Here is a 13,657-nt window from a genome sequence, read left to right as displayed (position 1 = left end):
AACGACTCCATGCGTATCGAAGCCAATGAACCAGTGGCTCTCATAAGCTTTGACACTTGTATAGTATCATAATCTTTCTGAAAAAGATTGTAAAATGCAATGCTCGCAGCCCTGCTTTTTAAACGTCCAAACACAGCGTGCCATAAGCAATATCTACATTGGAAGCTTTTCTTTTAAATCTCCCTCTACTTGTTTTAAGTCATGATAGCCAAACCATTTAATTCCTTTGTTGGTGTTAACAGCTCTCTTAGAGCGCAATTTATTAATAACAGCCACTGTATTCATGTTGTATTATTTTCTAATAGTTTGAATTTTCCTTATTATAGTATGTCCTTAACTTAACCGTCAACTCTAATTTGCTTTTAGACTTGATTAATCCCCATCACAAAATTCCATATGCCCCTTCTCTGCCTTATAATAGGACAACCGCTCTTGCCAGGTACCTGTATGGCATTCAAATCTATGACCATCGGGAAAATAGATGGAGAGTTTATCCCTCTTATCCCACTCTTTACCGGTTAAAATATTACATTTAGTTCCTCTCATTTTTTATAAATTGGCACATAATTCCTTTCCCCAATGCTCAAGGCAAGCAATGTGCGTATGACGGGGCATATCATCCTCACCATTTAGTGCAAGCCATAATCCCTTCAGGTCAAAATAAGCCGTCTTCCTGTCCTTAACCAATAGTTTGGCTCCAAAAATGTGCTGATAAAAAGTGATAGATTTGTCTAAGTCAGTCACGGAAAATAGGAAGTGATTTAAGCCTTTAATCTGCATCACCTGTCACTCCTTTGTTTACTTCTCGACGTTTCAAAGTGAACACTTTGTAGAACGTTCATCCTGTCCCACCACTTTCTTTTAACCCCTTTTATGAAAGGACTGAATTTCCAACGTATTTTCCTCGAATCCTCTAGTATGATTTTTTCTATTATACCATGTTGTTTAGCTTAAACTTATATGTATAAAAACATCTTCTTCTCATAGAAAAAAGACTCGGTAAGAAACCCAAGCCATATTTTGTGAGCTTTTTTGTTGCAACAACGCTGTATCCCCACACACCTTTTTATCCCGCCCCCCATTTTGCCTCATCCGGTAAAATGGGATACCATTGAGCTTCTTGCTCATAGATATACCCAATAGACAGCACTTTCCCCTCCTTTATTCAATAACAACGGATTTAGGTTGACTTATTTTTAGAAGCCGGGCTGCATTTCCACCAAAAAACTTTTGCATATCTTCTTTACTCATTCCAATATTGAGACATGCGGCTTCTTGTAAGTCTAGGTATCTTTTTGAAAAACCACGCGGAAAATTATTTGAATCTGTCCCAAAGATCATTCGTTGAGGACCTATCGTCTCGTATGCCTTCTGAAACAGATCTGTAAGAGTTAACGGGTAGGGCATCCACCGTACCCAATCATTTGATCCACTAGAATCCACATAAACATTTGGGCTGGACCATGCCAATTGTAACAATTCCTGCCAATATCCTGCGCCAAAATGCGGAAAAACAAAGGGGATATCCACATAGGTTTGTACGACATTGCCAATGGTTAATGGGTTAATGTAAGGGTGATATACCGTCCCACCAGGGCCACCCAGCACGCCAAAATGAATGAGACAGGGCAACCTGTGATCATTAAGATAAGTCCAAAACGGCTTAAGCTCTGGTGAATCAAAGGGTTTTCGCATCAGAGGACCGAACCACTTATAGCCAGATAGCCCTAACTCTTCTACTGCAAATTTAAGTTTTTCATAGGCGCCATCCTCAGATAAATCGTGATGAGCAAATCCAATAAATTCAGGAGAATCCTTAATGAGATCTGATAATACTTGATTTCCACCACCTGTAACAAAGACTACCTTCTGAATGTCGTAAGTCGTCACCTCTTGCTTCCACCGCTGAAGCTGAACAGCGTTTCCAGGATGCTCTGTTTCAGGATCATCAAATTTAAATTGTTCACGCCATATTCTTCTCAGTTCCTTTTTATAGTGCAAGACCTCAGGATGCAACGACCGCTTTTCTTGATGTGGTTCATGATCAACAGGAAAATGAGTATGAAAATCAATAAGATGCTTAATCATTTAGTCTCCTCCTCTATTCATCGTTATCCAATTCATATCGGAACGCTGACTTTCTAGGACAATGCGTGTAGCTCCGAACAACGGCGCATGATTGCCTAAAGGGGTGAGCGACATCGCTGGTAATGTTAGGATTAATTTTGAAAGATTCTCCTTTAGTTTTTCTAAAAAATGATCAATTCTTGCAATCATTTCTCCACCAAAAATAATCTGATCAGGATCAAGCACCGAAATCATATTGACCATTCCAAAGGCCAGATGTTCTAAGATCCAAGCTTCTTGGGTGCCTTCGTGCTGATCAGAATAGCGGCGTAACGCGTTCATCCCATATTGTTCTTCAAAAAAGCCCTGCTGATCTTGGCGACGTTGCCGGTGACCTATTCTATCCTTAATAACCTGTGGATCAACAATCATATTTCCGATTTCACCAGCTGCAAAATGGGCGCCTTTATAAATCTCTCCATTAATTAATATTCCAGCACCTATCCCCTTACTTAAGTGAACATAAATCATGGTGCCTGAAGTTTCTTTTCTCCGCCAAGCCTCTCCCTTTACTGCCAAACGCACATCATTTTCCACAACAGTTTCTAAATCTAAGGCCTTAGAAAGATAATCTTGAATAGGCGCTTGATCCCAGCCAAATTCAGGTGCCTGTGATACTCTTCCTTGATCATCGACAACACCTGGAACCGCTACACCGGCCCCTAATAAAAGTTGCGGATTAATCGGGTGTCTTTCAATCAATGCCTTTAAAGATCGAGCTGTTTTTTCACATAAAGCTCGAGTCTGTAGCGATCGACCAGATACTGTAATCTCTTCCTCGGCCAATATCTGCCCAACAAGGTTGGTTAAGCAAATACGAATTTGGTCTTGATTCATTTGAATTGCGGCAATATACCTGGCATTAGGGTCGAGTTGAATCAATTGTGGTGGTTTCCCACCTTGGGAGACTCCCCCTGCTACTTCTATTACCCATCCTTCTTTCAAAAGATCCTTTATGACAGAGGACACCGTAGGCAAACTCAGTCCGCTTAATTGGCTTAATTCTGATCGACTACTGTATTCCCTCTGTTCAAGCAATCGCAAAAGCGTGTTTCTGTTTACAATCCGTAATAAATTGGGTGTGCCAGGAATTGTTTTCTTCAAAGGGGTCACCTCCCGCTACATCATTAGCCTTTGACACCTGTGAGTGCAATGCCTTCAACAATACGTTTTTGCAGAATAAGGAAAACAATGATCATCGGAACCACCGCAAGGGTACTCATAGCCATAATGGTATTCCACTGAATCCCTCCAGCATCGCCTGTGGAATATAAAGAAATCCCAACCGGAAGGGTTCGCATCGGATCAGTAGCTGTAATAATAACAGGCCACAAATAAGCATTCCAGTTCCCTAAAAAGGTGATGATCCCCAATGCTGATACCGCTGATTTAACTTGAGGCATCGCCACACGCCACCAGATTTTAAATTCACTCATTCCATCAATTCGTGCCGCATCTAAAATATCATTTGGCACCCCTAGCATAAATTGCCGCATAAGAAAGACACCAAAGGCTTCTATCATTCCTGGAAACATAATCCCCCAATAGGAATCTACCCAGCTAAAGTCAACACTCATCATGTACCAGGGAATCACAAGCATTTCTGTAGGAATCATTAAGGTGCATAAGATCAAGATGAAAATGACACTCGCGCCCGGAAATTTATGTTTTGCGAGCACGTATCCAATCAGCGAATTAAAAATAATACAACTCACCGTGACGATCACTGCGACAATAATACTATTAAGATACCATCGGAGATAATGCGTTTCTTGAAAAATATAGCTGTAAGCGGAGAAGTCAAATGTCTTTGGTAAAAATGAAAAGTTATAGAAATCGGATAAACTTTTAAAAGAGGATAAAATCATCCAAACAAATGGAAAAGCTACAATAACAACGCCAATAAGCAGTAACACATGGATAATACCCGCTCCCCAAGACCTGTGTTTTTTCTTAGTCATCTCCTCACCTCCTAATAGTCAAAGCTTCTATTAATTATTTTTAATTGAATAAGTGTGACGATTAAAATAAGAATAAAGAGAGTAACGGTGACCGCAGAAGCATATTCCATATTAAAATTTGTAAAGGCATTATTAAACATATAAACAACCATACTCGACGTACTATTCAACGGTCCACCTGCGGTTTGACCACCACCAGCCGTCAAGTTTTGAATTTGGGTGAAGGTCTGTAAAGCAGAAATGACACCTGTCACCGCTAAAAAGACGAGGGTTGGATTGAGAAGTGGAAAAGTAATGCGCCAAAACATCTTCCAGGAACTGGAACCATCAATTTGTGCGGCTTCATAAAGCTGTCTTGGAATCGCTTGGATTCCAGCCATAAAGATCAGCATACTAAAGCCCATGGCTTGCCAAATCATAACAATACTTACCGATAGCAGTGCTTCTGATGGATCAGCAAGCCAGCCTTGTGGCGCAATATGAAACCAGGCCAATACATGGTTCAGCACCCCTGTATTTTCATCAAACATCAACCGCCAAACCCAACTTACCGCCACAATGGATGTGATATAAGGTAAGAAATAGATGACACGATAAAACCAGCGAAAGTGATGAATCTTTTCAATTCCCAATGCGATAAGCAAACCAAAAGCCATTTGCAAAGGGACTGTAATAATGACGTATAACAATGTGTTAAGAACGGAACGCCAAAACACATGATCATGAAATAAGGTTGAATAATTATCTAAGGTAAACCCTGACGCATTATGCGCTCTAAACGATAATGAAAAGGCATAAAGTGTAGGGTAAATGCGAATGCATAAAAAGAACAGAAGAGGTATGACCAAAAAACCGTAGGCAATTAATGCCCGTCTCGTTTTTAACTTTATGGTCCGCTGCGCTTTTGACGTTACTTCACTCATATCGATCCTCCCTTATATGCTCGCGTCCGCTTGGACATTCATAGCTCCAAGCGGCCTTCAAGCTTATTTATAATAGTCATCCCGTATTCTCTGCTGTTCTTTTACAAGTTCCTCGAAAGTCTGATCAATGGGGGCATTCTTTAAAAGGATTTTATCAACGGCATTGGCGATAGCCGTTCTCTCTTTTGCTTCATCAACAAACATTGTTGCATGCGCATTCTTTAATCCTCTAACAAATGGGCCATAGATAGGATCTTTAATTATAGAGGGATCATTGCCGAGTGCCGCTGACGCTGGCAGCTCCCCAACCTTATCCATCCATTCCTTTTCGGTGTCCTCAGAAATCAAAAATTTCAGAAATTTTTCTGAAGCTTTTAATTTTGCACCACTTACCCCCTTAGCGATACTATTCGTCCAATAAGAACCATAGTTCGATTCTGTTCCTCCTTCTTCACGAACAGGTAAAGTTGTGACACCCCAATCAAACTTTGCTGCTTCTTTTGTCGCAGCAATGCTAAACGATCCATCGATCATCATCGCTGCTTTTCCAGCTTTAAATGCTGTATTATACCCCTGCAGGAATTTTCCATCGCCTATCTTATCCTTCTTCGTCATGTTCACCCAATACTCAAAAGCTTTTAACCCTTCTGGGGAGGAGTTCCAAAGTACTTTTTTACCATCATGACTAAATGGCTGTACACCCCATTGCCTGAGCAGAACTTCTTCAAAAGTATGATAGTCCTGACCATCAACATTCCAAGCAAAGCCTTCTTGTTCATATTGACCATTAGCTTTTATTTTGGTCATCTTTTTAGCCATCTCAACGAGTTGATCCCAGGTTTTTGGTGGCTTTTCTGGATCAAGCCCAGCTGCCTTAAATAAATCCTTATTCCAAAATAGAGCAAGTGAGCGGACAGCAGTAGGTAAGCCATAATACTTGCCGTCTATTTTAGAAGATTGGATCATAGGATTATAGAATTGATCAATGGCCTTCGTACTCATAAAATCCTCAGGTATTGCCTGAATATAGCCGTTCTTCTGATATTGGGGAAGCCAGCCATAAAAGAGATTCATGATATCTGGTCCCTTCTTGGCGTTCATAGCAGCCGCAATCTTTTGATTATATTGATCATATGGAAAATCCTGTGCAACAACTTTTATATTCGGATTTTCTGCTTCAAATTTTTTTATGAGTGCTTTAATTTCTGTCACCTTTTCAGGAAAAGTATATTGCCAATAAGTAATTGTTGTTTTTCCTTTGCTGGATCCCTCACTGTCCCCACCACAAGCCGTGAGAGATAACACAAGCAGTCCCATGACTAAAAACATACTTATCAGTCGTTTTTTCATGTTTACACCCCACAATGATTTTGAAGTGGATAATGCTCTTTAATGACGCTCTTTTTTTAGGCGGATGCAGGCGACCATTTATAGGTCCAATAATATTCTTTCTTATACGGTGCAAGAAGCTCATCTGCCTTTTCCGGATGACGCTCCAGCTCATTATCTAGCTTTTTTAGAATCACTTCGGATTGAGAATGGTGGGCACGAAGCGCCTTTATCTTATGCTCTAACACCTCGGAAACATCAATCTCGATATCCGGAAGCCCAAGTATTTCCTTACAATTTTTTGAGAATGCTGACCCATAAATGGTTGGACGATGCTGAATAGGTAGACGATGCACGGCTCGAATCGTTGCTTCAGATAACGCATCGTGATCCGGATGTACACCATGCTCTGGATAATAGGAATAAATGAGATCTGGTTTCAAGTACTCAATCTCTTTAAAAACACGGTCAGCCAAGGCTTCTGGGTCTTCAAATTGCAACGTTTTATCATGCATACGCCATAGATGCACATCATGAATACCAATGGCCTCACATGCGGCCATGAGCTCTTTTTCTCTAATGTTAGGTAAGGTTTCCCGATTGGCGAAAAATGGATTTCCCATTCTTCGCCCCATCTGCCCTGAGGTTGCACAAATCAATGATACATTGTCACCTCTTTTGGCATGAAGGGCTAACGCTCCTGCCTTTCCAAAGCTTTCATCATCAGGGTGAGGAAAAATAGCCAATATTTGTTTGACCATCCGAAGGCCTCCTTTTCCTTTATTCATAGTTAAAAGGGTGATGACTAAGTTCAAGCGCAATCAATAATTGACCCTCTTGATCATGACCTGCAAGGAGAAGTTGATCTCCTCCTTTTCTCAACTCCCAATCCGTTAATCCTTCTGCATACACCCACCCCTCCTCGAGCTTTAATCCAACACGGTAAGGCTGTGTCCCTGTAATTTTTGCTTGATGAAAGCGCACCTTTCCATTACGTATAAATGCAACAACCGCTATCTTGTCATCCCCAGACAACGAAGCATAGGAACCAGTCGTTGTTTCAAGATGGAGATAGACCTCTTGATTGATAAAACCTTCAATAGCTTCCTGAACAGCAAGTGATTGGATAGCCTCCACTTTTTATCCCTCCTTGGCGATCAAACGATCTAAATTCTTGGAAAGTTCAATTTCTAAACTTAAGGAATAGCGATCCAAAGCATATAATCCATAAAGGACCGCACAATGTATCGGTTCATTTTGAAGCTGCCTTATCGTAAATCTTTGATGATTCGGCAAGAGTGCATCTAGCATTTTGTTAAGAACATAAGCCTCATTTTGTAAAATGCCTCCAGCAACCACTATTTCAAATGGATCGGCATCCAATTCTAGCTTTTGAATAGCAGTATCACAGGCTTCTGCCAAGTCTTGGCCTGCCTGATCTAAAATATACTCAGCAACAGCTTCCCCTTGAGCTGCTAGAGCAAACACCTCCTTAGCCAAAGCAGCAACCTTATCGATGGAATAATCCGAACTATACGTCCACGTCACCAAGGATTCTAAGTCTGATAGGTGCAAATGCCTGAGCACAACATCAGTGACTGCTGAATGAGGTTCCCGACCATCCAAAGCACGAACACAATGTCGCAACGCCGTTTGTCCTATAAAGTACCCACTCCCTTCATCACCTAGTAGATGCCCCCATCCCCCTACTCTTGCAATCTGTTTTTTTCTGTTCTTACCGTATACGATGGAACCTGTTCCAGAAATAACAAGCAAGCCTGCTTTCTTGCCCAATGTCCCCATCATGGTGACCCAGCCATCATTATTTAAAATAATCTCACCAACAGTGACATCAAGCTCTGTAAAGATGTCTTTAAATAAGTTGAACATCATGTCTAAGGCGTTCGTTGTATCTATTCCAGCCAGGCCGATAACACCCTTTTGGATATAAAGGTGTTCTTGATAAGGCTGAATGAGTTGCTTTATCACCGCTCTAAGGGTTTCTTTTGTTTTTTTTAGACCAATATTATGGAAATTGCATGCGCCACCTTTTGCAAACGATAGAATGGTTCCATGAGTATTGCATAGTACAGCACGACAATTGGTACCCCCGCCATCCATAGCTAATATAGGAATGGTTATCATGTGTGATTGCTCCAAATATTTGTCGTCTCCTCCAGTGTCATCTTATAAGCTTTCATACGCTGCTTTTCTCCCTCAATTCTTTCCGTCTTATTTTTAAGTTCATTTTTACGTGCTACCCTCATCCTTTTTGTTTCACAAAAGGCTGGTCCACCAGGAAGCTTTCGAATCTCAACAAAGTGAACCGGATCCACTGCACATTGAAGCTGTTCTTCCGACAAGTTCAACGGTTTACCCACTATTTCCTGACTAACTTCATTCAGCACCTCCTTCGTCACTTCATAAGGTTTAATGTGCTTCTCTATACATTGCTTGACTAATCGGCTCACAATGGTGTGAGCGGTTCTAAAGGGTAAATAGGCTTCTCGAACTAAGGTATCTGCGAGCTCAGTAATAATGGCATAGCTTTCTCTTATCCGTTGAGTGACAACCTCTTTATTGACTTCCACAGTTCCGATTACAGCCTGTGCCAGTTGAAAGACATCCTTTACCCTTTTTAGGCTTTGCCACAAATGGGGCTGTAGATCATCTTCAGTATCGTTAATGTCGCCAAAGGGGGTATTGTGAATCATTTGTAAAACCGTATCAGCACTTCCTAAGCCACTTGAGCTTAAGGCTCGCAAATGTTCTAACGAAACAGGGTTACGCTTTTGCGGCATAATCGAGCTGATTTGCACATACGGGTCTGCAACCTCTAATATGCCAAACTCTTGAGTAGACCAAAGCAATAAGTCTTGAATAAATCGACCAAAATTAATAAAAGTCAACTTGACTGAGGTTGCAATTTCGCCCAGATAATCAGCTCCAGCAATGGCATCATAAGAATTTTCAATTAAACCATCGAAGCCTAGTAATTCTGCCATGCGTTGCCGATGAATAGGAAAACCTGAGGTCGTTAGAGCCGCCGCACCTAATGGGCTTTTGTTACAGGTATCGTAAGCCGAGAGTAATCGAGTTAGATCACGATCAACAACATCATAAATAGCAAGTAAATAATGGGCAAAAGTCATTGGCTGCGCCTGTTGTGTATGGGTGTATCCCATAAACAGCGTCCTATTATGCTCTTCTGAAACATCCAGAAGAACCTCTTGAAAGCCAATAATGGCTTCAATAGCTTGTAACAATTGCTGTCTTAGGGTCATTCGATACATCGCGACACCCATGTCGTTACGGCTTCTTGCTAAATGGAGACTCCCTCCATCTTGACCAGCATGGTCAATAATCTTACTTTCAACATAAAAGAAGAGATCTTCATATTGCCCGGTATACTGACTTTGGGCAATCTCATCTAAATTCAAGCTATCAATGGCTTCTAAAATGTTTTTGACTTGTGATTGAGTTAGAAGGGATTGCTCGGCAAGCATGACTAAATGTGCCTTATTGATTTCCAGCATCGGTTCAAGCAATCTACATTTTGCATTTTCATAAGCTGGCCTTAACACAACATCTGAATAGGTTACGCCAGGAAAATGATCCCCTTCACGTGCAAAAATAGCGTGCTTCCTTCCCAAGTCTCCGCCTCCCTGCTATTGATACTCGAAGTGCTGCTTTCATAACTTAGTAAAGTTTCCTTAGTTAAGGATTGATAATAACTTATTTAATTTTTAGACTATTTATGCTAATTATTTTTAGAGAATAAGAAAAACCGGGCGAAGAGCATGCCCGGTCCTTGTCCTTAGTATAGAGCATCATCCAATATGAAAGAGCCTTCATTGCCTGGTCAAGTGGATGGGAGCGCAAGGCGCGAGATTCGGAACACTCTAAAATCGTATGTTCCTCAGGCGCCGCTAACTCATGATGCGGAGACTAGAGTCGGCTGCGAGAAGTGGAAGATCGCTAAGACCTTAGCAGTGCGAAGGCGCGAGGAGGCTTACCACTTTCCCGCGGAAAGTGAGTGAGCTTCCTAGAGCGGAAATCCGCACCGTCCTCATAACTAGAAATTTTATACTTTCTTTTCTTTTAAAAAATGAGGGAGTAAACCTGCAGGAATATACTCGAAGTCATCTACTGCGCAGGGCCATTTATTGATTTTATCAGACCAAACTTTCTTAGTGGGATGTATTCAAGGAGCCAGAGCCTTTATCAGACTAAATTGCGACAGGGTTATATTATTCGTCTTGGAAAAATTGTTTATATCTGCATTCTGTATCGTCATAAATTAGTAGGTCTAATGTTTTAAATGATTATCAAAAAATTGGAGCACCGTGTCCATGATTTCCGGTTGCGTGAATCCTCCATGTCCCGCCCCTTTAATCTTGTACATTGCCACTTGGACCTTTGCTTTTTTCAAAGCAGTATACAATAAAACACTCTGATTATAAGGCACCCGCATATCCTTGTCGCCATGCATAATTAAAAACGGTGGATCATTAGACGTGATATATGTTATAGGATTGGCCAATTTAACTTTATCCTTATTTTCCTGAATTGGACCACCAATTAACTTCGATTCAGGAGAATCTGGGCCATCAAAGTCTACCTTGGAAGGGAACTTGCTCATTTGTAAAAAGTCAGTCGGTCCATACCAATCAACCACGGCTTGTACACGACTAGATTGACGGAGGTCTCCTTCTTCTCCTTCTAATTGTGGTACATCTCCACTTGTACCAATTAATGCGGCAAGATGTCCGCCTGATGAGCTCCCCCAAACCCCTACTTTCTTAGCATCAATGTTAAATTGGTCTGCATGTGCCTTAAGATAACGAATCGCTGCCTTCACATCATAAAGCTGAGCTGGAAATTGAGCCATGTGACTGGTTCGGTGCTCGATACTTGCCACGACATAGCCACTTTGGGCAAAGCGTACCAATTGTGGGATAAAACGCAACACCCGTTGTGGATGTTTATCCCCCCATCCGCCCCCTTTAATAAAAATAATGAGCGGATGGGGTATGGTTGACTGCTTTGGAACGAGCAGATGCATTTTTAAAAATGTACTCCCTGCTTTCGCGTAGACAATATTGGGGAGTAATTCGACCTTATTTTCTTGATTTGTCTTTTTGCTTATCGTATGTATCCCTCGCTCATTTGCATGACGCTTGGCTTTAGCAGAGGAAGCCCAATCGGGGTCAATATAACAGAGCAATATTATCACTATCAAAATAAGCACTTTTTTCATAGACATATCCTTCTTTTAAATAAAATATTGCAAAGATTCCTGTTCCTTTTTTAATAAGACTAGTATTTACCAAGGTCCATCAAAGTACTCATAGCTTCCAGCCATTCACGTGTTTTGCCTATCATCATTCAATGTACTTGTCCTTTGCTTCCCCCTTTAGACGGCAACAGCTGACCCTAAACGCAATCATCCCCTGATCATCACCAACACAGCGATAACCAGGGGATATTTTAAAGGCTTATGTTTTAGAATAAAATCGCTAAGGGAACACCCTTCTGATGCATTGATGTCCTAAGCACAGGCACCCTCTCCTCTTGTTCACTATATGAAGAGATTACGGGAGTTTTTTTCCAGTGGAAAGATAGAGCTCATACCATTCCTCGCGGCTTAAATTCACATCTGAAGCTGCTGCAACATCCTTTATACGCTGTGGATTCATTGTTCCAATAACAGGCTGGATCCCCGCTGGATGGCGAAGCAACCAAGCAATAGCGATGGCTGAATCAGTCACGCCCTTTTTCTCAGCAATCTCTTGGAGTTTTGCGTTCACTTCTGGATAATCGGCATTTCTCATAAAGGTCCCTTCGATCATCCCATATTGGAATGGCGACCAGGCCTGTATGGTCATATCCTTTAAACGGCTATACTCCAGAATGCCGTTATCTCGTACAATGGCTGGATCGTTAAGCATATTCACATTAAAGCCTGCATCAATCATCGGCGTATGCATCAAGCTTAACTGCAGCTGATTGACAATCAACTCTTGTTTTACATACTTTTTTAACAGCTCAATTTGCAATGGATTTTGATTGCTTACACCAAAGTAACGCACTTTCCCGCTTTCCTCTAGTATAGAAAAGGCTTCAGCCACTTCTTCTGGCTCCACTAAAGTATCGGGGCGATGCAAGAGCAGGATGTCGATATAATCGGTTTGGAGCCGCTGCAAGCTACCGTCGACGGACTCTAAAATATGTTCTTTTGAAAAATCAAATTGTCCTTTACGAATCCCGCATTTTGTTTGAATGAATAGACTCTCACGCTTGGTTGGATTCTTGCTAAATGCTTTAGCAAAGACTTCTTCAGATTTACCACCGCCATAAATATCCGCATGATCGAAAAGATCGATGCCTACCTCCAGAGCGGTTTCAATAACAACCTCCGCTTCTTTTTCAGAGAGGTCAGCCATGCGCATGCATCCTAAAGAAATTTCGCCTAGCTCTAAATCACTTGTTCCTATTTTTAATTTGTTCATAGGACACCTCTATCCTTATCGTGATATTTTATAATTTCTACACTCTCGATAAAGCCCTTACATGAACAAGCTATCAGAACCTTTAAAAATTGTCTAATCATATGCACCATTTTTAAGAAGGTATTGTCAAATGGAGTCCTACCCCTCTTCACACTTGACCACCAAATATAGTGTAAATAAAATAAAAGAGCCTCTACTTACAGCTAAAACTGTAAACAGAGACCTAAAGGATATCTACTTTACCACTTTAAAAAGCCTTAACCTGTACTTATTCACTTGATACTCCTGTACAGACCTAGAGGGCTTATATTTTCTATTAGGATAAAAATTGCCCAGGAAATTTTTAGGCCTTCATCTATCAGAGACATTCCTTTTAAAATTCGAATAGTCTAGGATTAGTCATCACAAGCACAATAAGGATAATTGCAATGCTTGCAATCCAGCTATAGACTTTAACCTTGGAAAAAAGTGCCGAAGTGGCTTTTGCTCCTTTTAAACGTTTAATATTATGTATGAGCATGCCTGTCACCGCTCCAATAATAACAAATAATACAAGGGTGATAATAAGCCAGGCTATTGACGGCATGCTAGACATCATACTCATCATTGCTCCGCCTGTAAGAAGCAGCAGAATCAACGCGTATTGACCCATACGTGTTAGTCCAATCAATAGACCTGCCACACTTGTTAAGGACTCTTGCTTAAGTTTACTTACATAGTTTAGGAAACACGGAAGTAAAACATAAACGCCTAAGACGACTGCACTGATAACATGCAAAAAAATTAACACTCCAAACATAGGAAC

Annotated in this window: 12 protein-coding genes and 1 pseudogene; all 13 read right to left on the bottom strand. The window is 41.1% G+C overall.

Annotated elements, in window-relative coordinates; all coding sequences use genetic code 11:
* Window positions 1-372: 372 nt before the first annotated feature.
* Window positions 373-780, bottom strand: a pseudogene (locus tag IEW82_RS03410) (VOC family protein).
* A gap of 381 nt (window positions 781-1,161) precedes the next feature.
* Window positions 1,162-2,088 carry an amidohydrolase family protein gene (locus IEW82_RS03405; protein WP_188689234.1) on the bottom strand — a complete coding sequence of 309 codons (927 nt, stop codon included), beginning with the start codon at window positions 2,086-2,088 and terminating at the stop codon, window positions 1,162-1,164.
* Window positions 2,089-3,231 (bottom strand): ROK family transcriptional regulator, encoded by a 1,143-nt coding sequence (locus IEW82_RS03400; RefSeq protein WP_188689230.1) that lies wholly within the window; start codon window positions 3,229-3,231, stop codon window positions 2,089-2,091.
* 23 nt (window positions 3,232-3,254) lie between these two features.
* Window positions 3,255-4,088: a carbohydrate ABC transporter permease gene (locus IEW82_RS03395; protein ID WP_188689227.1), complete on the bottom strand. Its 834-nt coding sequence runs from the start codon at window positions 4,086-4,088 to the stop codon at window positions 3,255-3,257.
* Between the two features lie 11 nt (window positions 4,089-4,099).
* The gene (locus IEW82_RS03390; protein WP_188689225.1) at window positions 4,100-5,011 is read right to left on the bottom strand and encodes a carbohydrate ABC transporter permease; all 912 of its coding nucleotides are present in this window, start codon (window positions 5,009-5,011) and stop codon (window positions 4,100-4,102) included.
* Window positions 5,012-5,074: 63 nt separating this feature from the next.
* Window positions 5,075-6,361: an extracellular solute-binding protein gene (locus tag IEW82_RS03385; protein ID WP_188689222.1), complete on the bottom strand. Its 1,287-nt coding sequence runs from the start codon at window positions 6,359-6,361 to the stop codon at window positions 5,075-5,077.
* A 56-nt stretch (window positions 6,362-6,417) separates the two neighbouring features.
* Entirely contained in the window at window positions 6,418-7,101 is a 684-nt protein-coding gene (bshB2, locus tag IEW82_RS03380; protein WP_188689218.1) for a bacillithiol biosynthesis deacetylase BshB2, read from the bottom strand.
* Between the two features lie 19 nt (window positions 7,102-7,120).
* On the bottom strand, window positions 7,121-7,477 hold the full coding sequence (locus tag IEW82_RS03375; protein WP_188689216.1) for a YojF family protein: 357 nt from the start codon (window positions 7,475-7,477) through the stop codon (window positions 7,121-7,123).
* Between the two features lie 3 nt (window positions 7,478-7,480).
* Entirely contained in the window at window positions 7,481-8,500 is a 1,020-nt protein-coding gene (locus IEW82_RS03370) for a BadF/BadG/BcrA/BcrD ATPase family protein (protein ID WP_188689213.1), read from the bottom strand.
* Window positions 8,482-9,993, bottom strand: a complete 1,512-nt coding sequence (gene argH, locus IEW82_RS03365) for an argininosuccinate lyase (protein WP_188689211.1) — start codon at window positions 9,991-9,993, stop codon at window positions 8,482-8,484. Before argH ends, IEW82_RS03370 begins: the two co-directional genes overlap by 19 nt.
* 656 nt (window positions 9,994-10,649) lie before the next feature.
* Window positions 10,650-11,600, bottom strand: a complete 951-nt coding sequence (locus tag IEW82_RS03360) for an alpha/beta hydrolase (RefSeq protein WP_188689209.1) — start codon at window positions 11,598-11,600, stop codon at window positions 10,650-10,652.
* Window positions 11,601-11,934: 334 nt separating this feature from the next.
* Window positions 11,935-12,852, bottom strand: coding sequence for an aldo/keto reductase (locus tag IEW82_RS03355; RefSeq protein ID WP_188689207.1), 918 nt, complete (start codon window positions 12,850-12,852; stop codon window positions 11,935-11,937).
* A 373-nt stretch (window positions 12,853-13,225) separates the two neighbouring features.
* Window positions 13,226-13,651: a hypothetical protein gene (locus IEW82_RS03350; RefSeq protein WP_188689205.1), complete on the bottom strand. Its 426-nt coding sequence runs from the start codon at window positions 13,649-13,651 to the stop codon at window positions 13,226-13,228.
* Between the last annotated feature and the right edge of the window lie 6 nt (window positions 13,652-13,657).

The organism is Pullulanibacillus camelliae (assembly GCF_014642655.1).
In the GTDB taxonomy this organism is placed as follows: domain Bacteria; phylum Bacillota; class Bacilli; order Bacillales; family Sporolactobacillaceae; genus Pullulanibacillus; species Pullulanibacillus camelliae.
Note: the sequence above shows the minus strand (reverse complement) of the source record. Positions and strands in the feature narration are given on the sequence as shown.